Consider the following 21661-nt stretch of genomic DNA (forward strand, 5'->3'; position numbering starts at 1 on the left):
GCATGCCGGATTCGGCATATAGACCGGTACGACGAAGGCCCCCTGGAAACCAGGGGGCCTTCGGATGAGAACTGCTTACCAGCTCGACTTGGTGATACCGGGCAGCTCGCCGTTGTGCGCCATGTCGCGGAAACGAACACGCGAGATGCCGAACTTCGACAGGACGCCGCGGGGGCGGCCGTCAATCTGGTCGCGGCTGCGGAGGCGAACCGGCGACGCGTTGCGCGGCAGCTTCTGCAGGCCGACGCGAGCGGCCTCGCGCTCGTCGTCCGTGGAGTTCGGGCTGACGAGCTGCTTCTTCAGCTCGGCGCGCTTGGCGGCGTAGCGGGCGACGACGACCTCGCGCTGCTTGTTGCGGGCGATCTTGCTCTTCTTAGCCATAAGACTTAGCGCTCCTCTCGGAAGTCAACGTGCTTGCGGATGATCGGGTCGTACTTCTTGAGCACGAGACGATCCGGGTCGTTGCGGCGGTTCTTCTTGGTCACGTAGGTGTAACCGGTGCCGGCCGTCGAGCGGAGCTTGATGATCGGGCGGATGTCCTGCTGCTTGGCCATTAGATCTTCTCCCCACGGGCCAGGATGTCCTTGACGACCGCCTCGATGCCGCGGGCGTCGATCACCTTGATGCCCTTGGCGGACACGTTCAGGGTGACGTTACGGCGAAGCGAAGGGACGAAGTACGTCTTCTTCTGGATGTTCGGGTCGAAACGACGCTTGTTGCGTCGGTGCGAGTGCGAAATGGTGTGACCGAAGCCGGGAACGGCACCGGTCACCTGGCACACTGCTGCCATGTGATTCCTCCATCACTACCGATGCCCCAGACGGGGCATCCCAAGATCTCTTGTCGGCACACGCCAGTACCCGCTTCTGGTGAAAGGGCTTGGTGTGAGCGAACCGGCTCGAGGAGTCCGAGCCAGACAAACCTCAAGTTTAGCAGAGACCGACGGATGCCTTTACCACGCGTCCGGCGTCAGCGCGAGCACGACGCGCAGAGCCCGAACACGTCGACCACGTGCTGCGGCTCGGTGAAGCCGTTGGCGGCCGCCACCTTCTGCGCCCACTCCTCGACGGGGTCCGCCGAGATCTCGACGGTCAGCCCGCAGTTGCGGCAGATCAGGTGGTGATGGTGCCCGGTCGAGACGCAGGCGCGATAGAGCGCCTCGCCCTCCGGCGACTGCAGTGAGTCGGCCTCGCCCTCGACGGCGAGCGAGGCGAGCGCGCGGTAGACCGTCGCGAGGCCGATCGGCGACCCGCCGTCGCGCAGGGCGCTGTACAGGCCCTGCGCGCTCACGAAGTCCTCGCGGGTCGACAGCGCCTCGCGCACGGCCTCGCGCTGCCAGGTGTTGCGCTTCGGTGCGGTCACGCCATCACCTCCGCAGAGACGCCGGCGTCAGGCATCCGCCTGCCCGAGATGCCGCGACGCGCACGTACGCCTGCGATCACGCGGCAGACCACGTAGATCGCGAACGAGATGGTGGTGACATACGGGCTGATCGGCACCGAGCCGCCGAGCGCCAGCAGGATGCCGCCGACCACAGACACGACGCCGAAGATCACGCTGAGCAGCGGAACGACGAGCGGCGACGCCGACACCCGCAACGCGGCGGCGGCCGGCGTCACGAGGATCGACAGCACCAGCAGCGCACCGACGATCTGCACCGAGACCGCGACCGTGAGCCCGAGCAGCAGCATGAACACGATCGACAGGCCGCGCACCGGCACACCGCGTGCCGCGGCCACGTCGGCGTCGATCGACGCGAAGCTGAGCGGCCGCCACACGATCGCGAGCCCGATGAGCACGATGACCGCGATCGCGATCAGCCAGCCGACCTGCGGGTCGTCGATCGCGACGATCTGGCCCGTCAGCAGGCCGAACTTGTTCGCGCTGCGGCCCGGGTACAGCGCGAGGCACAGGATGCCGAGGCCGAGGCCGAACGGCATCAGCACCGCGGTGATGCTGTTGCGCTCGCGAGCCCGCGCCCCGAGCAGGCCGATCAACAGGGCGGCGACGAGCGAGCCGATGATCGACCCCTGCACGACGCCGATGCCGAGCAGCAGTCCGGCCGACGCGCCGGCGAACGACAGCTCGCTGATGCCGTGCACCGCGAACGCCATGTCGCGGCTCATCACGAACACGCCGATCAGGCCGCCGATCAGGCCGAGCACCGCGCCCGCGATGATCGAGTTGCGCAGCAGCACGAGCAGCTGGCCGTAGTCGCTGAAGTTGAAGACCTGCCCCCAGAAATCCGCCGAGTGCGTCACAGCGCGACCGCCTCTGCGTCTTCGGGGTTGTGGTCGCAGACCTCTTCGTGGCCGGCGTCGTGGTGCTCGTCGTGCGGTGCGTGCCCGCTGTCCGGTGTGCCGACCACGATGATGCGGCCGCGGGCGTGGACGACGTCGACCGGCGACCCGTAGAGCGCGCTCAGCACGTCGCTGCGCAGCACCTCGTCCGGCGTGCCGATGCGGAACCGGCCGCCGGCCAGGTAGAGCACGCGGTCGACGATCGACAACACCGGGTTCACGTCGTGCGTCACGAACAACACGCCGAAACCGCGCTCGTGCCGGTGCCGGTCGATCAGCTCGCTGACGGCGCTCTGGTTGCTGAGGTCGAGCGAGGCGAGCGGCTCGTCGGCGAGCAGCAGGCGAGGGTCGGATGCCAGCGCCTGGCCGATCCGCAGCCGCTGCTGCTCCCCGCCGGACAGCGTCGAGACCGGGACGTTCGCGTAGGCCGTCGCGCCGACGTCGGCGAGCAGCCGGTCGACCCTGGCGCGCTTCGAGCGGCTCGGCCAGAAACCCCACTTGCCGCCGTCGATGCCGAGGCCGACGAGGTCGCGCGCGCGCAACGGCGTGCCCTCGTCGGCGAGCTTCTGCTGCGGCACGTATCCGATGCGCGGGTTCCCGGCCGTGACGGGCTCACCGGCGACCAGTGCCTCGCCCGCGCTCAGCGGCTGGCGACCGAGGATCGCGCGCAAGAGGCTGGTCTTCCCCGAGCCGTTCGCGCCGAGCACCGCGATGAACTCGCCGGGCGCGACGTCGAGGTCGAGCCCCTGCCAGAGCGTGCGGCGATCGAAGCGCAATGTGGCGCCCCGCAGGCTCAGGACTGAGCCGGCGGGGTGCTCACGTGCAGTGATATCACTCGCCAAGCGCGCTGCCGATCGCCTGGAGGTTCGAGGTCATCCACTCAATGTAGTTCTTGCCTGCAGGCAGCGTCTCGGTCACCGGCACGACAGCGACGTGGTTCTGCTTCGCGGCATCCAGCACGGCCTGCGTCTGCGCACCCGTGGTCTGCTCGTTATAGGCGAGCAGCTTCACCTGGCCGCTGCTGTACAGGTCGAGGGTCTGCTTCAGGACCGTCGGTGCGACGTCCGTGTCGTTCTCGATCGCCTCGCTGAACTTCTCGGGCGTGACGTTCGTGAGCCCGATGGCGTTCAGCATGTAAAGGGGAACCGGCTCGGTGATCGTCACAGCGGTGCCCGCATGCGCGGTCTTGAGCTGCGCCTCGGTGGCCTCGAGGCTCGCGAGCTGCTGGTCGAAGCTCTTCGCGTTGGCCGCGAAGTCGGCGGCGTCTTTCGCGTCGGCCTTGGCGAACGCCGCCTCGAGCTTTCCAGCGACCTTCTGCACGGTCGGGAAGTCGTACCAGAGGTGCTCGTTGAAGTCACCGTCGCTCGGGTGCTGGTCGTAACCCGAGATGTCCGCAGCGACCAGGGTGGTCGGGTTCTGCTTCGAGGCCTTCACCATCTTTCCGACGAAGTCGTCATAGCCGGCGCCGTTCGAGACGACCACGTTCGCCTTCGAGATCGCCAGCTGGTTGCGAGCGTCGGCCTGGTACTCGTGGGGATCCTTGTCGGGGTCGTCGATGATCGACGTCACCTTCACGTGGTCGCCGCCGATGGCGCTCGCGACCGAGCCCCACACGTCGGTCGACGCGACGACGTTGATCGACCCCGTCTTCGCCGGGTCGGTGGCGCCGGATGCTTCGGCCGAGCACCCGGCGAGGGCGAGCACGGCAGCGGTGAGGGCGATGGGGGCAAGGAGGCGCGATCGGTTCACGTCTTCGACGCTACGCCTTATTGATAATGATTGTCAAAACCACGAGCGCACCCGCGCGCCGGCTAACGCTGCCGATGAAGCGTGGCGCTCACCTCAAGAATCCGCTCGATCGACTCTTCTTCGCCGATCGAGATGCGGATGCCCTCATCGGCGAACGGCCGCACCGCGATGTCCGCGTCGAAGAACGCGTCGGCGGCAGCGGTCGTGTGTTCGCCCGTCGGCAGCCAGACGAAGTTGCCCTGCGCGGACGGGACGGCCCAACCCTGTTCGATCAGCTCGCCGCGCAGGCGGTCACGGCGCACGACGATCTCGGCGACGCGCTCGTCGAGCAGCGGCTTGCGGTCGAGGCTCGCGAGCGCCGCCGCGAATCCGAGCTCGGTGACCGCGAATGGGATCGCGGTCGCGCGCGCAGCCGCGAGCAGCCGCGCCGGGCCGATCGCGTAACCGACGCGCAGGCCGGCCAGGCCGTACGCCTTCGAGAAGGTCCGTGTGATCACGAGGTTGGGGTACTCGCCGATCAGCTTCTCGCCGTCGACGGCGAGCGGGTCGGTGACGAACTCCTGGTACGCCTCGTCGAGCACGACGAGCACCTCGGCCGGCACGGCCCGCATGAACGCTTCGAACGCGTCGGCCGACACCGCCGGTCCGGTGGGGTTGTTGGGGGAGCACACGACCACGACGCGGGTGCGCTCGGTGACGGCCGCGGCCAGCGCGGGGAGATCGTGCTCGAGCGCGTCGGTGAGCGGCACGTGCGCGCTCGTCGCGCCGGTGATCGTGACGAATCCGGGGTAGGCCTCGAACGAGCGCCAGGCGTAGACGATCTCGTCACCGCGCCCGGCCGCCGCCAGGAACAGCTGCTGCAGCAGCGACGACGACCCCGCGCCGACGATGACCTCGCTGAATTCGACGCCGTAGCGGTCGGCCAGCCGGGTGCGCAACGCCACCGCGGCGCCGTCTGGGTAGCGGTTGATCTCGACGTGTGCGGCCGCCGCCTCGAGCACGCCGGGCAGCGCGGGGTAGGGGTTCTCGTTGCTGGACAGCTTGAACCCGTCCGGCGACGGCGAGCGCCCCTGCGAATAGGCCGTCAGCGCGGCGATCTCGGGGCGCAGGCGCACGTTCTCTGACACTCTTCAAAGGTAGCGGCGCACCTGCCAGACTTTCGCCATGCGATTCGTCGTGAAACTGCTGATCAACGCCTTTGCACTGTGGCTCACCACCCTCATCGTGGCCGGCGTGCACGTCACCGCCTGGGACACGGGGTCGGGCTGGGCACTCTTCTGGACCTACATCGTGCTCGCCCTGGTCTTCGGCATTGTGAACGGCATCGTCGGCACGGTGCTGCGCATCGTCGCGTTCCCGCTCTACATCCTGACGCTGGGCCTCTTCTCTCTGATCGTGAACGGCCTGCTGCTGCTCGTCGTCGAGTGGATCAGCGACCACTGGCTGCGCTTCGGCCTCACCGTCGACGGCTTCTGGTGGGGTGTGCTCGGCGCCCTGGTCCTCGGCGTCATCAGCTGGATCGTCGGCCTCATCTTCCGCCCGCTGACGAGTCAGGCGCAGCGCCGCTGACGGATGCCTCACTGACCCGCTCACCGCGCCACAGCGTCACTTCGGGGCGCCGCCCACCCGTGAACTCGGCGAGGGTCTCGCGGGCAGCGACAAGCCGGGGATCGGTCGAGTCGTCCATCTCGGCCGCCGTGCTCACGTAGCCGGTCATCGCGTGCGACGGCAGGCCCGCCGCACCTGCGCGGGCATTCGGCGCAGGCTCGCGCACGAGCAGCCGCTCGTCGACGATCGGGCGCGGGCTCCCGCCAAGAGGGGGCACAGGGTCGTCGGTGTGCTCGACGGCGACGTCCACGGTTCCCGGCGCGGCCACGCCGGCGGTCGGCGAGCCGAAGGTCACGAGCATCGGCGTCGGTGCGATGCCGCTCGTTGCGATCGCGGTGGCGACGATGCCGCCCTGAGAGTGACCGACCGGCACGACCGGCTCGCCCGGCTTCCAGCCGGCCCGCTTGAGCGCCAGGATCGCCGCTCGGGTGGAGCCGGCCGAACCGCCTGCGACGCCGACGACATTCGACGTGTCGTCCCACGGCTCGCCGCGCGCTTCGAGCGACCAGTCGATCGTTCCCGCGGAATACACGACCCAGCGATTCTCGCCGTCCGGCAGCCGGTATCTCTCGACGCGCACCTGAGGGGATCCGGCGCCCGCCGCAGGGATCCGCTTGGCGAGGTCGGCGAAGCCGCACGGCGGCGGCGCACTGTGCGGCGCGGATGCGCGCGCGACCGTCACGGGCGTCTCGTCGAGTGCGTCGCCGGGAAGCGCACGGACGAGCATCAGCAGGCCGGGCAGGCTCACCGAATCCGCGAGCTCACGCAGGGCTCGCACGAGCCAGGGGTCGCTGAACGAGATCGCGTCGTGCTGAGCCGAGTCGATGCCGAACGCGAGCATCAGCTCGGCGAGGGCCGGCAGCGGCCCGGCCAGGCGGGCGAGCAGCGACTCCTGCGCGAGCACGACCCGCTCGGCCCAGCCGTATCCCTCCGCCGCGAGCTCCAGTTCCTTGACGAGCGCCTGCGCGTCGCGCCGTGCCGCGGCGAGCTCGTCTTCCGCGTGACGAATGAGCCGCACGGCGCCGGCGGAGATCGCCGCCGCCGTGCTCGCGGCGTCGCGGAGCTGCTCACGGACGGTGTCGATCCGCGCATCGAGCTCGAGGAGGTCGCGCCGGGCGAGCAGCATCGCCTCGGTCTCGACGGCGACGCTGCCGCCGCCCGACACCGCGATGCTCACAGCCCCGCCTCCGCAGCGACGAGTGCGGCGTGCGCCGACTCGATGCGCTCTCGCAGCCCCTCGACCCGCAGGCCGAACGCCCACCCGGCCGGGCCGCTCCACGTGTTCAGCTCCGGCAGCAGCCTGCGCAGCAGCAGGCAGTCGGCCCCTGCGGCGCGCACGCGCGCGCGAACCTCACCCCGCTGCTGCGCATCGGCGGCTACGTCAGTCATCGTTCATCCACTCCGGCGCGGGGTGGACGACCAGCCTGGCATCGACCGCCGGCACCGACGTGGCCGACTCCGGCATCCGTGCACAATCGCCGCAGCCCAGCCATTGTGGAGGGCGAGATCCCCGGTGCAGTGCGGCAGAATGTGGGGGTGACGTTCGCCTCGCCCGCAGATGACGAGGCCGCCGAGGGCCGATTCCGGGTGTGCTTCGTCTGCAGTGGGAACATCTGCCGCTCGCCGATGGCCGAGGTCGTGTTCCGCGATCTCGCTGCGAAGGCGGGCGTCGGGGCGCGCGTCGCATCGAGCTCGGCGGGCACGGGGGACTGGCACGTCGGCGAGCCGGCCGACCACCGCACGGTCGAGGCGCTGCACCGGCGCGGCTATGACGGCAAGACGCACCGCGCACGCCAGTTCGACCCCGACTGGTTCGACGCGCTCGACCTCGTGGTCGCGCTCGACCACAGCCACAAGCGCATCCTCGACCACTGGGCACTGACGCCCGAGAACGAGGCGAAGGTGGCCCTGCTCATGGACTTCGCCCCTCACGGCGGCCCCGCCGACGTGCCGGACCCGTACTACTCGGACGACGCCATGTTCGACACCGTGCTCGACCTCGTCGAGCGCGCCTGCGCCGGGCTCGTGCGACAGCTCGAGCCGGCACTCAAGCACGAACACAAACGCTGAACAAGGATCTGCACCAGAGAATGAACGACCAGCTGCCCGCCCTTCCCCCCCAGCCGATCAGCCCGCTCGACGGCCGATACCGCGCCGCCGTCTCGGCCCTCGGCGACCATCTCTCCGAGGCGGGTCTCAACCGCGCGCGCGTGCACGTCGAGGTCGAGTGGCTCATCTATCTGACCTCGCACTCGATGTTCGGCTCGTCGCCGCTCGAGTCGGAGCACGTGCAACAGCTGCGCGCATTCGCCGCGAACTTCGGCGACCTCGAGATCAACGCACTCGCCGAGATCGAGGCGAAGACGCGCCACGACGTCAAGGCCGTCGAATACCTGATCCGCGGCGAGCTCGACAGGCTCGGCCTCGGCGCGATCGCCGAGTTGACGCACTTCGCGTGCACCAGCGAAGACATCAACAACCTCTCGTACGCGATCACGGTCAAGGCGGCGGTCACGCAGATCTGGCTGCCGAAGCTGCGCCACGTGGTCGAGAAGCTCGCCGCCCTCGCCGAGCACCACAAGGACGCCGCGATGCTGTCGCGCACCCACGGCCAGCCGGCGACGCCGACCACCATGGGCAAGGAGCTCGCGGTGTTCGTCTACCGCCTGCAGCGGGTGATCGCCCAGCTCGAGGCCTCCGAGTACCTCGGCAAGTTCAGCGGCGCGACCGGCACCTTCGCCGCGCACCTCGCCGCAGACCCGGGTGCCGACTGGCCCCTGATCAGCCGCGAGTTCGTCGAGGGCCTCGGGCTCACGTGGAACCCGCTTACGACTCAGATCGAGTCGCACGACTGGCAGGCCGAGCTCTACGGCAGGGCGGCGCACGCCAACCGCATCCTGCACAACCTCGCGACCGACATCTGGACCTACATCTCGCTCGGCTACTTCCGGCAGATCCCCGTCCCGGGCGCGACCGGCTCATCGACGATGCCGCACAAGATCAACCCGATCCGCTTCGAGAACGCCGAGGCGAACCTCGAGCTCTCGTCGGCGCTGCTCGACGCGTTGTCCGCCACGCTCGTAACCTCTCGGCTGCAGCGCGACCTGACGGATTCCACGACCCAGCGCAACATCGGCGTCGCCTTCGGCCACTCGCTGCTCGCCCTCGACAACCTCGAGCGCGGACTGGGCGAGATCGCGCTGGACGAGGGCGCGCTCGCAGCCGACCTCGACGGGAACTGGGAGGTGCTGGCCGAGGCGATCCAGACCGTCATCCGCGCCGAGGTCGTCGCCGGCCGCTCGACGATCGCCGACCCGTACGCCGTGCTCAAGGACCTGACGCGCGGTCACCGCGTCGGCCCGGCCGAGCTCGCCGAGTTCGTGCAAGGGCTCGAGATCGGCGATGAGGCGAAGGCGCGGCTCATCGCGCTGACCCCCGCCCGCTACATCGGTGTCGCCCCGGCCCTGTTGCGCTACCTCGGCTGACGCCTAGCGGCCCGGGGATGCCATGCCGAGACGTGCGCATGTGGGGCAATCCCCTGGCGAAGCCCCGCTTCTGCGCGTCTCGAGGCGCGTCAGCTGCGCATGCGCGCGAGCCGCAGTCAGTGCCCCTGAGGCCCGCGGGGCTCGTCACCCGGCTTCGGCGCGGGCTTGTCGAGCAGCACCGGGCGCGAGCCGCCGTGCGCGGCATCCTGCTCCGCGATGTCGGCCCGCTCCTCGGCGCTCGGCTTGATCGACTGCACGAACAGCGCGATCACGACCAGCGCGACGATGAACACGACACCGAAGCCGATCACGGCGACGAGCCAGCTGCGCGAGCCGATGAGCATGATGAGCCCGGCGAACAGCGCGAGCAGCGCAGAGCCGCCCACGAGTTCCGCGGGTCGCAGCACCTCGTGGCGCGAGGGCTGACGGTCGGCTGGACGGGTCTTGCGGGCACTCATGCGTGGGACTCCGTGGGTTCGTCGGCAGCCTCTGAGCGCGCCCACTTGAGCGAGAGCGCGCCGATCGCGAGGTAGACGCCGATGACGATGGCGTAGGCGCCGAGCAGGCCGACGGCAAGCCGGTGCTCGGCGGGAATGACGAGATAGACGATGGCGAGGACGACGGTCAGCCCGCCGACCAGAAGCCGATCACGGGCGGCGGATGCCTGTGCAGGGGCGCGTCTCGCGCGCCACCCGCCGTACAGCTCCGCGACCCCGGTCAGGAGCGCCCAGACGCTCACGCTGTACAGCAGATCGCCGAGACCGCCTGCGTGCACGATCAGGGAGACCACGCCCGCCGCCACCCCGATGAGACCCTGCACCAGCCAGATCGTCCGATCCCCGGCATCCGTCACCCAGAAGAACGCGGCGACCGCGAGCCCGCCGATGATCGCGAACGCGGCGAACATGGCGATGCCGTAGGACGCGGTGTGGTCCTGGTCGAGGGTGATGAGGAACCCTGCAGCGAAGGCGATGATGGCGCGCACAAGCTGAACAAGCCAGTACCGGGCGGCCACACGTACCTCTTTCACTGCTGGGGAATCGACTCCTCAGTCTAGTTGCGGGGCTCTTGTGGCTTTTCTGTGCGCTCAGTTCCCCGGCGGGAGCTGAATGACCGGAATGGGCGAGGTCCCGGTCGTCGGGGTCGGGTCGTCGGCTGCGAGCGTCGGGATCGACGCGGTCATGACAGAGCCGTCCGGTCGCAGTTCGCCCTTGAGCGCGCTCGTGCTCGGCGTGCCGTGGCGGATCGGCCCCTGCCCATCGAGCGGGATGAGCCGCGGTTCGCCAGGCCGGACGAAGACCTTGTCGCCGCGCACGGTCACCTCGACGCCGTCGCCCTCTTCGACGCGCAGCTGCACGCTCTCACGGCGCAGCTCGACACGCAGCCGACTGCCCTTGACGGTGAGGCGGTACCGAAGGCCTTCCCAGCCGCTCGGCAGCCGCGGGTCCATCGACACCACACCGAGGTAGTCGCGCACCCCACCGAAGCCCCACACGAGCGCAGCCCAGAGGCCGCCGGTCGATGCGACGTGCACACCGTCGACCGCGTTGTTGTGCAGGTCGGCGAGATCGACGAACGCCGCGTCGAGGAAGTAGTCGACGGCCAACTGGCTGTAGCCCACCTCGGCCGCGATGATCGACTGCGCCACCGCCGACAGGGTCGAGTCGCCCGTGGTCAGCGGGTCGTAGTACTCGAAGTCGGCGAGCTTCTGCTCCGGCGAGAACTCGTCGCCCTGCAGCACGAGCGCGAGCACCACGTCGGCCTGCTTGAGCACCTGGAAGCGGTAGATCACGAGCGGGTGGTAGTGCAGCAGCAACGGCAGCTTGTCGAGCGGGGTGTTCGGCAGGTCCCAGAGCTCCTTCTCGAGGAACTGGGCGTCCTGCGGATTGATGCCGAGGCTGTCGTCGTACGGCACGTGCATCGCCTCGGCGGCGCGGGCCCACTCGGCGACCTCGTCGTCGGTGAGGCCGAGCCGGTTGACCGCGCTGCGGTACGCGCTCGGGTCGCGCTCCTTCATCGCCTTCACCGACCTCACGGCCGCGCGCAGATTGCACCGCGCCATCACGTTCGTGTACAGGTTGTCGTTCACCACCGTCGTGTACTCGTCCGGCCCCGTCACGCCGTGGATGTGGAAGATCTCGCCGCCGTTGTAGCGCCAGAACCCCAGGTCCGCCCACATGCGCGCCGTCTCGATCAGGATGTCGATGCCCTCTGAGTCGAGGAACGCCTCGTCGCCCGACGCGTTCACGTACTGCACGAGCGCGAAGGAGATGTCGGCGTCGATGTGGTACTGCGCGGTGCCCGCGGCGTAGTAGGCGGAGGACTCCTGCCCGTTGATGGTCCTCCACGGGAACAGGGCCCCACGCTGGCTCAGTTCGCCTGCGCGGGCGCGCGCGTCATCGAGGATGCTGTGCCGAAACCTCAGCGCGTTCCGCGCAGCGGTCGGGTTCGTGTAGGTGAGGAACGGCAGGACGTAGATCTCCATGTCCCAGAAGTAGTGCCCGCCATAGCCGGAGCCCGTGACGCCCTTGGCCGGAATCCCCAGTCCGTCGGCACGCGCCGTCGCCTGCGCGAGCTGGAACAGGTTCCACCGCACCGCCTGCTGCTCTGACGCCCGACCGAACACCTCGACGTCTGCGCGCGACCAGAAGTCGTCGAGCCATAGACGCTGGTCATCGAACAGCTGCGCGACCCCGCGCTCGCGCACCCGGTCGAGGGTGCGGTCGCACCGGTCCGCGAGTTCGCGCACGGGCACCGCATACGAGGTGTGATAGCTGAGCAGCTTCGTCAGGCGGATCGGCACGCCGGCTTTCGCCTGCACGCGGTACTCCTGCTTGGCCAGGTCGTCTTCGAGAATGTACGACTGCGTGATCTCGTTGTCGGTCTCGACGACGTGGTCGGCGGCGACCGCGATGGTCATGCGCGAGTTGGTGCAGCGATAGCCGAGCAGGCTGCGACCACCCGAGTTGCGCTTCAGGCGCGGCTGCAGCACCCGGTCGGTGAACGACTCGGCCTTGCGCGGGTCGAAGCCGTCGTCGCCGAGCGTCTCGCCACCGATGCCGTACTCGTCCTTCCGGTCCTGCCGATTGATCACCTGACTCGACAGCACCACGGAGGCGTCGGCGTCGAGCACGGTGACCTCGTAGTCGACGACCGCCAGATGCCGGTCGGTGAACGACGCGAACCGTCGCGACGTGATCTGCACCCGCCGCCCGGACGGCGTGCGCCATTCGAGGTCGCGGGTCAGCACGCCGCTCACGAAGTCGAGCCGTCGCTCGTACGACAAGAGCTCCGCCTCCGAGATCTTGAACGGCACGTCGTCGACGTAGACGCGGATCACCTTGGCATCCGGCGCGTTCACGATCGTCTGCCCCACGTGCGCGAAGCCGAACGCGTCCTCCGCATGGCGAATGGGCCAGGTCTCGTGGAAGCCGTTCACGAAGGTGCCCTGCATGACACCCTCGCGGGCCTCCTCGAAATTCCCGCGCAGGCCGATGTAGCCGTTGCCGACCGAGAACAGCGTCTCGGTGCGGCCGAGGTCGGGCACCGAGAGCTCGCTCTCGACCAGCGCCCATTCGTCGATGGGGAAGCGGTCGCGATCCAGGGGGTCGGCGATAGGTCGTCTCATTGCTCTCCCTTGCTCTCTCGGCGGGGGCGGGGCTAACCGCCGGTCGCGGTCTTCCAGGTCTCGACCAGCTCGGCCAAGTCTTCGACGACGACGTCTGCGCCCTCGCGCAGCAGCGCGTCGCGCCCGGTGCCGCGGTCGACACCGATGACGATGAAGCCGCCCGCGCGGCCGGCGGCCACACCCGAGGTCGCGTCTTCCACGACGACGGAGTGCGCAGCGTCCGTACCCAGCAGGCGCGCGCCGTACTCGTAGGTCTCCGGCGACGGCTTGCCGGCCAGCCGCTGGTCGCGCGCCACTTTCCCGTCGACGACGGTGACGAAGCGATCGGCGATTCCCGCGGCATTCAGGACGTCGACGGCGTTCGCCGACGACGAGACGACGGCAGAGCGGATGCCTGCGGCATCGACCGCGTCGAGGAACTCGAGCGAGCCGGGGTACGGGGTCACCCCTTCTTCGGCGAGCACGCGGTTGAACTCGAGGTTCTTCCGGTTGCCGAGCCCGCACACCGTCTCGGCGTCGGGCCCGTCGTCGTGGTCGCCCTCCGGCAGCGTGATGCCGTGCGCAGCGAGCTCGTCGCGCACCCCGTCATAGCGGGGCTTCCCGTCGATGTGGGCGAAGTAGTCGGACTCCTCATAGGGCCCGGCGCCCACGCGGGCGAAGTATTCCTCGAAGAGCAGCGCCCACGCGCGGCGGTGCACCACGGCGGTCGGCGTCAGCACACCGTCCAGGTCGAAGAGGACGGCGTGCACGTCGGCGAACAGTTCTGCCCCAGCCACGATTCGAGCGTAGCGAGAGATGCCTCGCCCACGCACCCCGGAATCAGATCGTCACCGCCTGGACATCGGGGGAGCGCATGGCGGCCCGGCGCGGCCGGCCCATGGCCGCGAGGGCCAGCGCGGCCCCGGCGAGCAGGGCGCCGATGAGCAGCCACGCCACGGGCCCGAGCCAGCCGAGCAGCGGCAGGAGCGCGAGCGGGCCGATGACCCGCGCGAGCGATCCGGCCATTCCGAACACCGATTGGTACTCCCCCTGCCGCCCAGCGGGCACATCGCGCAGCGCGAAGTGCCACGCGGCCGGCCCAGCGGCGACCTCGCCGATCGTGAGCACCGCGACGCCCGCCAGCGCCAGGACGGACGCGAGCGCTCCCGCACGCGTTCCGGCGGCGAACGCGACCGTCGCGAGGGCCAGCGCGGCTCCTGCCACCAGCGCGGCGCGTGCTGCTCCGGCATCCGTTCGCACCCATGCCGACGCTCGCGTCTGCAGCGCGATCACGAGCACCGTGTTGAGTCCAAGGGCGACAGCGGGCAGCCAGGCCGGCGCGTCCGCGTGCGCCACGAGCGAGATGGGCAGCAACACCGAGAGCACAGGCATCGTGAGCAGCAGCACCGCCGTGAGGCCGGTCACGCCGAGCAGACGGCGGTCGCGCAGCGCGCTGCGGCAGCGTGCTGCGACGGGTGAGGGCGCCGCGCCAGCGGGCAGCCACAAGACGAGCAGCCCGCAGACGGATGCCCCGGCCGCACTCGCCCCGAACAGCACCGTGAATGCGAGGCGGCCGTCAGCCGCGAGGGCCAGCGCGCCGATCGCCGACCCCGCGCCGATGCCCAGGTTGACCAGGGTCTGAAGCCGCGCACGGGCCGCCACCCGCAGCGGAGCCGGCGTGTGCGCGGCGACGAGGGCCTGGCGGATGCCTGAGCCACCCGCCTGCGCGACCGCGAACAGCACCGCCGCGGCCGCATAGAGCCAGAGCTCGTCGGCGACGGCGTAGAGCAGCAGCGCCGCAGCCGTCGCGAAGCTGAACACCGCCGCCATCGGCCGCAGCCCGACACGATCGGCGAGTCTGCCGAGTGGCATCGCAGACGCGAGCGCCGTCGCCCCGGCGAGCGCCAGCACGAGGCCGACGCTGCCGTCGCCGAAGCCGATGACGCGCGTGAAGTAGAGGACGACGGTCGCGATCGCCGCGCCCTCGACGGTCGAGCTGATCGCTTGAATCCGCCCGACCGTGCGGGTGGCACTCGCTGTGCTGCTGCTCATGCAGATGACGCTAGGAAAGATCGACCCGAGCGTGAATGACACATCCCGGTCAGAAAAGTGGGCCATTTCGGCATCCGCCGTGTCATGCTCTGGCCATGACCGCGCCCGCACTCGCCGGCCTCGACGTGCATCTCGAGCTCTCGCGCACCCGACCGGCTCAGTCACTCGAAGCCGCGCTGCGCGGCGCCGTCACCGACGGCCGCCTCGCGCCCGGAACCCGCCTGCCCGCCGCGCGTTCGCTCGCGCGCGACCTCGCGATCAGCCGGAACACCGTCGCAGAGGTCTACGCGCGGCTCGCAGCCGAGGGGTGGCTCGCCTCGCGCGTCGGCGCCGGCACATGGGTCGCGGAGCGCACGGCGGGGGCAGGCGTCGCGAGGCAGGCGCCCCTCGTGCCTCCGAGCCGCGCCCCGATCGAGCTGCGCGGCGGCATTCCAGACGGCTCCGCCTTCCCGCGCCGGGAATGGCTCGCCGCACTTCGCCGCGTCACCGCGGGCCCGGCGCTCCTCGGCTACCCGGACCCGTCCGGCGTCCGCGAGCTGCGGGCGGCGCTCGCCGGCTACACCGCCCGCACGCGCGGCGTCGTGGCATCGGCCGAGACGATCGCCGTGGGCACGGGCTTCGGCGAGCTGCTGCGATTCATCTGCTCCGCACTGCGCGGCCGCGGCGCGACCCGCGTTGCCGTCGAGCAGTTCGGTCACGAGCGGCACCGCGCGATCATCGCCGCCGCAGGTCTGCGCCCGGTGCCGCTTCCCGTCGACGACCAGGGGGCGGTCCTCGACGAGCTCGCCGACTGCGCCGCCGTCCTGCTCACTCCCGCGCACCAGTTCCCGACCGGCGTTCCGCTATCGCCCGAGCGGCGCCGCGCCGTCGTCGAATGGGCGCACCGCGCCGACGCGCTCGTGATCGAGGACGACTACGACGGCGAGTTCCGCTACGACCGGCGCAGCATCGGCGCCCTGCAGGCGCTCGCGCCCGACAGGGTCGCCTACCTCGGCACAGCGAGCAAGGCGGTCTCTCCCTCTGTCGGGCTCGCGTGGGCGGTCGTGCCGCACTGGCTGCACGTGGAGATGCGGGAGCAGCGCGAGCTCTCCGGCGGGCGCCCCGCCGCGCTCCAGCAGCACGCCCTCGCCGAGTTCATCGCCGCCCATGACTACGACCACAGCGTGCGCCGGCTGCGTGCGGAGTATCGCGCGCGCCGCATCCGCCTCGAGAACCTGGTCGAAGCCCAATTGAGCGGATGCAGCATCGAGGGTCTCCTCGCGGGTTTGCAGGTCCTCGTGCGTCTGCCGGCGGGAACCGACGAGCAGGAGATCGCGGCCGTCGCGCTCGAGCGCGGCGTGCTCGTCGACGGCCTCGACTCGTATCGAGCGCCCGGCTCGCCGCCTGTGGCGCCCGGACTGGTCGTCGGCTTTGCCGCGCCCTCGCCCGCACAGTTCGATCGTGCGCTTGTGCAGCTCGCGGCCTCCGTTCGCGCCGTTCTCGATTGACCCGGGATTCCGGCCGCGCAATGTCCTCGAATCCGAGCCGCGCCGCTTCTTAGCCTGGCGACATGACCATCACCGACAGCGAGTACGTCGCCATCCCTGTCCGCTTCGACTTCGACGCCATCGTCCCCGGCTTCAGCCGCGCGGTGACCGCTCTTCACGAGGCCGCGGAGCGCGAAGCCGACCGGGTCGGAATCGACCGCGGCCTGCGCGAGCTCGTCAGGCTGCGGGCTTCGCAGCTCAACGGCTGCGCCTACTGCGTCGATCCGCACAGCCGCGACGCCCGCCGCGCGGGCGTGGCCGTGCAGCGCATCGACGCCGTCGCGATCTGGCAGGATTCCGGGCTGTTCACCGCCGCGGAGCGCGCGGCGCTCGGCCTCGCCGAGTCGGTCACTCTGAAGGCGCAGACCCACGTGCCCGACGAGCCCGTGGCCGAGGCTCAGGCCCGCTTCGGTGACGACGGTGTGGCCGCGCTGCTCGCCCTCATCACGGCGATCAACGCCTGGAACACGATCGGTGTGACCGCGCGCCCGTGGCCGACCGCGGTGCGCGTCGCCGACTGAGCCTGCCGCGCGGATTGGTTACATCGCCGCCATGTCGGCGAAGCGCGAGTACGCCCCCTGGAATGCGACCGCGACGTCACGCGTGGGGCCGTTGCGGTGCTTGGCCACGATCAGGTCGGCCTCGCCCGCCCGCGGGCTCTCTTTGTCATAGGCGTCTTCGCGGTGCAGCAGGATCACCATGTCTGCGTCCTGCTCGATCGAGCCGGACTCGCGCAGGTCGGAGAGCGCGGGGCGCTTGTCGGTGCGCTGCTCGGGGCCGCGGTTCAGCTGCGACAACGCGATGACGGGCACCTGCAGCTCTTTCGCGAGCAGCTTGAGTGCACGCGAGAACTCCGAGACCTCCTGCTGGCGGGATTCCACGCGCTTGCCGCTCGTCATGAGCTGAAGATAGTCGATGACGACCATCTTCAGCCCGACGCGCTGCTTGAGCCTGCGGCACTTCGCACGGATCTCGACCAGAGTCATGTTGGGGCTGTCGTCGATGTACAGCGGCGCGTCGTTGATGCGGCCACGGGTCGACGCGAGCTTCGTCCAGTCCGACTGCTCGAGGCGCCCCTTGCGCAGGACGTGAAGGGGCAGCGAGCCTTCGGCGGAGAGCAGGCGCATGGCGATCTCGGCGCGCCCCATCTCGAGGCTGAAGAACACGGTGGGCAGGTCGTTCTTCACGGCTGCGCTGCGCGCGAAGTCGAGAGCGAGCGTTGACTTGCCCATGGCGGGGCGGGCGGCGACCACGATCATCTGACCGGGGTGCAGCCCGTTCGTCAGCTCGTCGAGGTCGGCGAATCCCGTCGGCACGCCGGTCATGGTGCCGTCTTTGTGGCTGGCCGCGTCGATCTCGTCGCTGGCCGCATCGATTGCGATGTTGAGCGGGACGTAGTCTTCGCTGTCGTTGGTGTTCGTGAGGTCGTAGACCTCGGCCTGCGCGCGGTTGACGAGGTCGGTGACCTCGCCCTCGGCGGCATAGCCGAACTGGGCGATGCGCTCGCCCGCCGTCACGAGCCCGCGCAGCACCGCCTTCTCCGAGACGATCTGGGCGTAGAAGCCCGCGTTCGCCGCGGTGGGCACCACGCTGGTGAGCGTGTGCAGGTACTCGACGCCGCCGGCGCGCTGCAGCTCGCCCGTCTTGATCAGTTCGTCGGTGACAGCGACGACGTCGGTCGGCTCGCCATGCGAGTACAGCCGCAGGACCGCGTCGTAGACCACCTCGTGCTTCGGGAGGTAGAAGTCCTTCCCCCGCACGACCTCGACGACATCGGCCACGGCGTCTTTGCTGAGCAGCATGCCGCCGAGCGTGCTCTGCTCGGCCAGCTCGTCGTACGGCGGCATGCGGGCGCCCGGGTACGCGCCTGGCTCGCCACCCCGACCGCCGCGGTCGTCGCGACGGTCGTCGCGGTGGTCGTCAAGATGTGCGATCGACAAGCCGTCTCCCTCTTGGTCACTGTGCGCGCGCTACCGCACGGCCCCACCCTGCCGGGGACCACCGACATCGGGGCTGACGGTGGTGCCACGGCGCCCGATGGCATCCGTTCTCGCCCCCGCCTCTGCGCGGCTCACGCCACCCTAGGGAAGCGGGTGCCGCTGCGACAACACGGCCTGTTGATAACACTGGGGACGAGACGTGAGAAACGCCGCGCGGGATGTGGACGGTTGCTGTGGAAAACTGTGGACGGAGAAAAATATGCGGGTCAGAAATCTGCTCTGACCAGCAATTACCGATTCCCCACCCTGTGTGTAGAAAGTTGTTTAGAGTGCGGGTCGAGGGTTTGCCACCGATGGCGCTTCCCTGTGCACAAGACTGTTGAAAACGTCCCCTTAAATGGCGATAGCGACGGGAGCGATCCCGCCGCTATCGGCCAGTGTGCACCTTGCGGTTACTTGGCCGCAACCACCTTCAGCGTGATGGTGGCGACGATGTCGTCACGCAGCTTCACAATGGCCTCGTGCGTGCCCGTGCTCTTGATCGGGGCGACGAGCTCGACACGGCGCTTGTCGACCGCACCGAGGCCGGCGGCCTCGACGGCGGCGGCGACGTCGGCCGGCTTCACCGAGCCGAACAGACGGCCCTCAGCGCCGGCCTTGACGGTGAGCGTCACGACGTTGGCCTTGAGCTTGGCGGCCAGGTCCTGTGCTTCTTCGATGCTCGCGTGCTCGCGGGCGGCGCGGGCGGCCTTGATGGCCTCGACCTGCTTCTCGCCACCGCGGGTCCACGGGGTCGCGAAGCCCTGCGGAACGAGGTAGTTGCGGGCGTACCCGTTCTTGACCTCGACGACGTCACCTGCAGAGCCGAGACCGGACACTTCGTGGGTGAGGATGACCTTAGACATGGGTTTCCTCCTTAGCGGCCAGCGCCGGCGTAGGGGAGCAGTGCCATCTCACGGGCGTTCTTGATCGCCTTGGCGATCAGACGCTGCTCCTGAACAGACACGCCGGTGATGCGGCGGGCGCGGATCTTGCCGCGCTCAGAGATGAACTTGCGCAGGGTTGCGACGTCCTTGTAGTCGATGACACCGACGGTCACGGACTTCGCGGGGGCGGCGTTCTTGCCGTCCTTGCCCTTGCGGATCGGCTTGCGGCGGTCGCCGCTCGACTTTCCAGCCATGATTGATTTCCTTATTTATGAAGAGTGTTTAGAAGGGCGTGTCGTCGCTGTAGCCGCCCGGGGTCGACCACGGGTCGTTCGCCGGCGCGTCGACCGGGGCCGCAGGTGCCCACGGCTCCTCCGCACCGCCGCCGTTGCCGCCGTAGTTCGAACCGCCGCGGGGGCCGCCCGACGACTGCGCCCGCGTCACCGACGCGGTCGCGTAGCGCAGCGATGGGCCGATCTCGTCAACCTCGAGCTCGATCGAGACTCGGTTGTTGCCGTCACGGTCCTGATAGTTGCGCTGCTTGAGACGCCCGGTAGCGATGACCCGGGAACCCTTGGTCAGTGAACCCGCGACGTGCTCGGCGAACTCGCGCCAGACGCTCGCGCGCAGGAACAGCGCCTCACCGTCCTTCCACTCGTTGCTCGCGCGGTCGAAGCTGCGCGGCGTGGAAGCGATGGTGAAGTTGGCGACCGCCAGCCCGTTCTGCGTGTAACGCAGCTCGGGGTCGCTGGTCAGGTTGCCGACCACGGTGATGATGGTCTCGCCGGCCATGGGACTAGGCGCCGACCTTCTCGGCGGCCGGGGTCTTGGCAGCGGCCTTGGCGGCCTTCGCGGCCTCGACCTTGGCAACGCGCGCCACGGCCTCTTCAGCGCGAAGGACCTTGGTGCGCAGGACGGCCTCCGACAGCTTCAGCTGGCGATCCAGCTCTGCCGTGGCCTCGGGGGTCGCGTGGAAGTCGACGACGGCATAGATGCCCTCTGCGCGCTTCTTGATCTCGTAGGCGAGACGGCGACGGCCCCAGACGTCGACCTTGTCGATCGTCCCGTTGTCGTTACGAACGACGTTGAGGAACTTGTCAAGGCTGGGAGCAACGGTGCGCTCATCGATCTCGGGATCGAGGATGACCATCAACTCGTACTGATGCATGACTAACCCACCTCCTCTGGACTCGAACGGCTGCAGTCTTTCTGCAGCAGGAGGGTATGTGCATCGTGGGCGGCACCGGATGGCGCACACCACAACCTGAATAGGATACCGGACGGAGGGTGACGGGTGCGAATCGGGCTGGTGTCGTTGCACACCTCACCGCTCGACACCCCCGGGCGCGGCGATGCGGGCGGCATGAATGTCGTCGTGCGGGCGCTGGCTGACGAGCTCGCGCGGGCGGGCCATCGGGTCGAGGTGCTGACGCGTGCGGCATCCGTCGCCGATGTCGGAAGGCTCGACACGCTGGATTCCGGCGCGTGCGTGCGCTACCTCACAGCCGGCGAGCCCGCCGCTCTCGACAAGGCGGCGCTGCCCGGTGTGACGGGGGAGTTCGGGCGGGCGCTGCGCGAGCTGCCGCCCTTCGACGTGCTGCACTCGCACTACTGGCTCTCCGGCCGTGCCGCGCTGCCGGTCGCGCGCGACACCGGCGCGGCGCATGTGCTCAGCCTGCATACCGTCGCGGTCGTCAAGAACGCCCGGCTCGCGGCCGGCGACGCGGCAGAGCCGCAGCTCAGGATCGATGCAGAGCGGATGCTTGCCCGCCGCTCCGACGCGGTCGTGACGTCGACCCGCAGTGAGCGCGACGCCGTCGTCGCCGCGTACGGTGCGTCGCCGCGCGACGTGGAGGTCATTCCGCCGGGCGTGGACACCGAGCTGTTCCGGCCGGCGGCCGGACCGCGATCCGGCGTCATCGTGATCGGGAGGATTCAGCCGCTCAAGGGCCAGGACCTCGCGATCCGCGCGGTCAGCAGACTCGCGCCCGGCATCCGCCCTCACCTCTCCATCGCGGGCGAGGTGAGCGGTGCGGGGAGCGAGCGGTATCGCGCGGAGCTCGAGCGCCTTGTCGAGGCGCGTGGTCTGCGCGCCGACGTGAGCTTCGTGGGCGCCCTGCCGCGCGACGAGCTCGCGGCCCGCATCGCTCGGTGCGCTCTGGTGCTCGTGCCGAGCCGGTCGGAGACCTATGGACTTGTCACCCTCGAGGCGGCTGCGTGCGGGGTTCCCGTCGTGGCGGCCGCCGCCCCGGGACTGATCGACGCGGTGCGCGCAGGCGCGACGGGCGTCCTTGTGCCCGGCCGCGACGAGCGCACCTGGGCTGCGGCGATCGAGCGGCTGCTGCGCGATCCGGCGTGGCGCGCGGTGATGGCACAGGCATCCGTCGCACACGCCCGTGCCCACTCCTGGAAGTCGGCCGCGCGGCGCCTTGGCAACCTCTACCGGCAAACGATCGAATCGATTTAGC

Annotated in this window: 26 protein-coding genes; 6 read left to right on the forward strand and 20 right to left on the reverse strand. The window is 69.6% G+C overall.

Annotation, left to right across the window (positions count from 1 at the left end; all coding sequences use genetic code 11):
- Positions 1 to 75: 75 nt before the first annotated feature.
- From rpsN to D7I44_RS08190, 8 genes are all read right to left on the reverse strand, one after another.
- On the reverse strand, positions 76 to 381 hold the full coding sequence (gene rpsN / locus D7I44_RS08155; protein ID WP_120789043.1) for a 30S ribosomal protein S14: 306 nt from the start codon (positions 379 to 381) through the stop codon (positions 76 to 78).
- A gap of 5 nt (positions 382 to 386) precedes the next feature.
- On the reverse strand, positions 387 to 554 hold the full coding sequence (rpmG, locus tag D7I44_RS08160) for a 50S ribosomal protein L33 (RefSeq protein ID WP_120789044.1): 168 nt from the start codon (positions 552 to 554) through the stop codon (positions 387 to 389).
- Complete coding sequence (gene rpmB / locus D7I44_RS08165; protein ID WP_120789045.1) at positions 554 to 790, reverse strand: 50S ribosomal protein L28; 237 nt, start codon at positions 788 to 790, stop codon at positions 554 to 556. The genes rpmG and rpmB overlap by 1 nt, the downstream gene beginning before the upstream one ends.
- A 179-nt stretch (positions 791 to 969) precedes the next feature.
- Complete coding sequence (locus D7I44_RS08170; RefSeq protein WP_120789046.1) at positions 970 to 1362, reverse strand: Fur family transcriptional regulator; 393 nt, start codon at positions 1360 to 1362, stop codon at positions 970 to 972.
- Entirely contained in the window at positions 1359 to 2261 is a 903-nt protein-coding gene (locus D7I44_RS08175) for a metal ABC transporter permease (protein WP_120789047.1), read from the reverse strand. Before D7I44_RS08175 ends, D7I44_RS08170 begins: the two co-directional genes overlap by 4 nt.
- Positions 2258 to 3076 (reverse strand): metal ABC transporter ATP-binding protein, encoded by an 819-nt coding sequence (locus tag D7I44_RS08180; RefSeq protein WP_342768611.1) that lies wholly within the window; start codon positions 3074 to 3076, stop codon positions 2258 to 2260. The genes D7I44_RS08175 and D7I44_RS08180 overlap by 4 nt, the downstream gene beginning before the upstream one ends.
- Positions 3077 to 3131: 55 nt before the next feature.
- Positions 3132 to 4049 carry a metal ABC transporter solute-binding protein, Zn/Mn family gene (locus D7I44_RS08185; RefSeq protein WP_120789049.1) on the reverse strand — a complete coding sequence of 306 codons (918 nt, stop codon included), beginning with the start codon at positions 4047 to 4049 and terminating at the stop codon, positions 3132 to 3134.
- Between the two features lie 62 nt (positions 4050 to 4111).
- On the reverse strand, positions 4112 to 5176 hold the full coding sequence (locus D7I44_RS08190; protein WP_245980134.1) for a histidinol-phosphate transaminase: 1065 nt from the start codon (positions 5174 to 5176) through the stop codon (positions 4112 to 4114).
- A gap of 37 nt (positions 5177 to 5213) precedes the next feature.
- Here D7I44_RS08190 and D7I44_RS08195 point away from each other — a divergent pair, with 37 nt between their 5' ends.
- A complete protein-coding gene (locus D7I44_RS08195; protein WP_120789050.1) occupies positions 5214 to 5618 on the forward strand; it encodes a phage holin family protein in 405 nt (134 codons plus the stop codon).
- Here D7I44_RS08195 and D7I44_RS08200 read toward each other — a convergent pair.
- Both D7I44_RS08200 and D7I44_RS08205 read right to left on the reverse strand, forming a co-directional pair.
- Positions 5578 to 6834, reverse strand: a complete 1257-nt coding sequence (locus D7I44_RS08200) for an alpha/beta hydrolase family protein (RefSeq protein ID WP_120789051.1) — start codon at positions 6832 to 6834, stop codon at positions 5578 to 5580. The genes D7I44_RS08195 and D7I44_RS08200 overlap by 41 nt on opposite strands.
- Positions 6831 to 7046, reverse strand: a complete 216-nt coding sequence (locus D7I44_RS08205; RefSeq protein WP_120789052.1) for a hypothetical protein — start codon at positions 7044 to 7046, stop codon at positions 6831 to 6833. Before D7I44_RS08205 ends, D7I44_RS08200 begins: the two co-directional genes overlap by 4 nt.
- Before the next feature lie 237 nt (positions 7047 to 7283).
- Between D7I44_RS08205 and D7I44_RS08210 the strand changes: the two genes are divergently transcribed.
- Together D7I44_RS08210 and purB are read left to right on the forward strand one after the other, a co-directional pair.
- Positions 7284 to 7727, forward strand: a complete 444-nt coding sequence (locus tag D7I44_RS08210) for an arsenate reductase/protein-tyrosine-phosphatase family protein (RefSeq protein WP_181445625.1) — start codon at positions 7284 to 7286, stop codon at positions 7725 to 7727.
- A 32-nt stretch (positions 7728 to 7759) separates the two neighbouring features.
- Positions 7760 to 9142: an adenylosuccinate lyase gene (gene purB, locus D7I44_RS08215; RefSeq protein ID WP_120790855.1), complete on the forward strand. Its 1383-nt coding sequence runs from the start codon at positions 7760 to 7762 to the stop codon at positions 9140 to 9142.
- A 116-nt stretch (positions 9143 to 9258) separates the two neighbouring features.
- Here purB and D7I44_RS08220 read toward each other — a convergent pair whose 3' ends face one another.
- The 5 genes from D7I44_RS08220 to D7I44_RS08240 all read right to left on the reverse strand — a co-directional run bounded on the left by D7I44_RS08220 (position 9259) and on the right by D7I44_RS08240 (position 14801).
- Positions 9259 to 9600, reverse strand: coding sequence for an ABC transporter ATP-binding protein (locus D7I44_RS08220; RefSeq protein WP_120789053.1), 342 nt, complete (start codon positions 9598 to 9600; stop codon positions 9259 to 9261).
- A complete protein-coding gene (locus D7I44_RS18135) occupies positions 9597 to 10157 on the reverse strand; it encodes an HdeD family acid-resistance protein (protein WP_162940148.1) in 561 nt (186 codons plus the stop codon). Before D7I44_RS18135 ends, D7I44_RS08220 begins: the two co-directional genes overlap by 4 nt.
- Positions 10158 to 10229: 72 nt before the next feature.
- On the reverse strand, positions 10230 to 12770 hold the full coding sequence (locus D7I44_RS08230; protein ID WP_120789055.1) for a glycoside hydrolase family 65 protein: 2541 nt from the start codon (positions 12768 to 12770) through the stop codon (positions 10230 to 10232).
- 32 nt (positions 12771 to 12802) lie between these two features.
- Complete coding sequence (locus tag D7I44_RS08235) at positions 12803 to 13546, reverse strand: HAD family hydrolase (protein WP_245980138.1); 744 nt, start codon at positions 13544 to 13546, stop codon at positions 12803 to 12805.
- Between the two features lie 43 nt (positions 13547 to 13589).
- Positions 13590 to 14801: an MFS transporter gene (locus D7I44_RS08240; protein WP_120790857.1), complete on the reverse strand. Its 1212-nt coding sequence runs from the start codon at positions 14799 to 14801 to the stop codon at positions 13590 to 13592.
- 95 nt (positions 14802 to 14896) lie between these two features.
- On the opposite strand from D7I44_RS08240, the gene pdxR reads away from it, so the two are divergent.
- Positions 14897 to 16288, forward strand: a complete 1392-nt coding sequence (pdxR, locus tag D7I44_RS08245) for a MocR-like pyridoxine biosynthesis transcription factor PdxR (protein WP_120789056.1) — start codon at positions 14897 to 14899, stop codon at positions 16286 to 16288.
- Positions 16289 to 16350: 62 nt separating this feature from the next.
- The gene (locus tag D7I44_RS08250) at positions 16351 to 16848 is read left to right on the forward strand and encodes a carboxymuconolactone decarboxylase family protein (protein WP_120789057.1); all 498 of its coding nucleotides are present in this window, start codon (positions 16351 to 16353) and stop codon (positions 16846 to 16848) included.
- Positions 16849 to 16866: 18 nt separating this feature from the next.
- Here D7I44_RS08250 and dnaB read toward each other — a convergent pair whose 3' ends face one another.
- The 5 genes from dnaB to rpsF all read right to left on the reverse strand — a co-directional run bounded on the left by dnaB (position 16867) and on the right by rpsF (position 20361).
- The gene (gene dnaB, locus D7I44_RS08255; RefSeq protein ID WP_425459325.1) at positions 16867 to 18267 is read right to left on the reverse strand and encodes a replicative DNA helicase; all 1401 of its coding nucleotides are present in this window, start codon (positions 18265 to 18267) and stop codon (positions 16867 to 16869) included.
- A gap of 452 nt (positions 18268 to 18719) precedes the next feature.
- Complete coding sequence (gene rplI, locus D7I44_RS08260; RefSeq protein WP_120789058.1) at positions 18720 to 19172, reverse strand: 50S ribosomal protein L9; 453 nt, start codon at positions 19170 to 19172, stop codon at positions 18720 to 18722.
- An 11-nt stretch (positions 19173 to 19183) separates the two neighbouring features.
- The gene (gene rpsR / locus D7I44_RS08265; RefSeq protein ID WP_120789059.1) at positions 19184 to 19447 is read right to left on the reverse strand and encodes a 30S ribosomal protein S18; all 264 of its coding nucleotides are present in this window, start codon (positions 19445 to 19447) and stop codon (positions 19184 to 19186) included.
- A 28-nt stretch (positions 19448 to 19475) separates the two neighbouring features.
- Positions 19476 to 19985 carry a single-stranded DNA-binding protein gene (locus tag D7I44_RS08270; RefSeq protein WP_120789060.1) on the reverse strand — a complete coding sequence of 170 codons (510 nt, stop codon included), beginning with the start codon at positions 19983 to 19985 and terminating at the stop codon, positions 19476 to 19478.
- 4 nt (positions 19986 to 19989) lie between these two features.
- Positions 19990 to 20361, reverse strand: a complete 372-nt coding sequence (gene rpsF / locus D7I44_RS08275) for a 30S ribosomal protein S6 (RefSeq protein WP_120789061.1) — start codon at positions 20359 to 20361, stop codon at positions 19990 to 19992.
- 126 nt (positions 20362 to 20487) lie between these two features.
- Here rpsF and D7I44_RS08280 point away from each other — a divergent pair, with 126 nt between their 5' ends.
- Entirely contained in the window at positions 20488 to 21660 is a 1173-nt protein-coding gene (locus D7I44_RS08280) for a glycosyltransferase (RefSeq protein WP_120789062.1), read from the forward strand.
- The last annotated feature ends 1 nt before the right edge of the window (position 21661 follow it).

Origin of the sequence: Gryllotalpicola protaetiae (genome assembly GCF_003627055.1) — a bacterium.
Lineage (GTDB): Bacteria > Actinomycetota > Actinomycetes > Actinomycetales > Microbacteriaceae > Gryllotalpicola > Gryllotalpicola protaetiae.

What these genes read in the sequence shown, in the direction of transcription:
- D7I44_RS08210 (WP_181445625.1), top strand. Translation starts at nt 7,284, where the DNA reads ATGGCCGAGGTCGTGTTCCGCGATCTCGCTGCGAAGGCGGGCGTCGGG.
- pdxR (WP_120789056.1), top strand. Translation starts at nt 14,897, where the DNA reads ATGACCGCGCCCGCACTCGCCGGCCTCGACGTGCATCTCGAGCTCTCG.
- rpsN (WP_120789043.1), bottom strand. Translation starts at nt 381, where the DNA reads ATGGCTAAGAAGAGCAAGATCGCCCGCAACAAGCAGCGCGAGGTCGTC.
- D7I44_RS08220 (WP_120789053.1), bottom strand. Translation starts at nt 9,600, where the DNA reads ATGAGTGCCCGCAAGACCCGTCCAGCCGACCGTCAGCCCTCGCGCCAC.
- D7I44_RS08195 (WP_120789050.1), top strand. Translation starts at nt 5,214, where the DNA reads ATGCGATTCGTCGTGAAACTGCTGATCAACGCCTTTGCACTGTGGCTC.
- rpsF (WP_120789061.1), bottom strand. Translation starts at nt 20,361, where the DNA reads ATGCATCAGTACGAGTTGATGGTCATCCTCGATCCCGAGATCGATGAG.
- rpmB (WP_120789045.1), bottom strand. Translation starts at nt 790, where the DNA reads ATGGCAGCAGTGTGCCAGGTGACCGGTGCCGTTCCCGGCTTCGGTCAC.
- rpmG (WP_120789044.1), bottom strand. Translation starts at nt 554, where the DNA reads ATGGCCAAGCAGCAGGACATCCGCCCGATCATCAAGCTCCGCTCGACG.
- D7I44_RS08250 (WP_120789057.1), top strand. Translation starts at nt 16,351, where the DNA reads ATGACCATCACCGACAGCGAGTACGTCGCCATCCCTGTCCGCTTCGAC.
- D7I44_RS08205 (WP_120789052.1), bottom strand. Translation starts at nt 7,046, where the DNA reads ATGACTGACGTAGCCGCCGATGCGCAGCAGCGGGGTGAGGTTCGCGCG.
- D7I44_RS08240 (WP_120790857.1), bottom strand. Translation starts at nt 14,801, where the DNA reads ATGAGCAGCAGCACAGCGAGTGCCACCCGCACGGTCGGGCGGATTCAA.
- D7I44_RS08230 (WP_120789055.1), bottom strand. Translation starts at nt 12,770, where the DNA reads ATGAGACGACCTATCGCCGACCCCCTGGATCGCGACCGCTTCCCCATC.
- rpsR (WP_120789059.1), bottom strand. Translation starts at nt 19,447, where the DNA reads ATGGCTGGAAAGTCGAGCGGCGACCGCCGCAAGCCGATCCGCAAGGGC.
- rplI (WP_120789058.1), bottom strand. Translation starts at nt 19,172, where the DNA reads ATGTCTAAGGTCATCCTCACCCACGAAGTGTCCGGTCTCGGCTCTGCA.
- D7I44_RS08270 (WP_120789060.1), bottom strand. Translation starts at nt 19,985, where the DNA reads ATGGCCGGCGAGACCATCATCACCGTGGTCGGCAACCTGACCAGCGAC.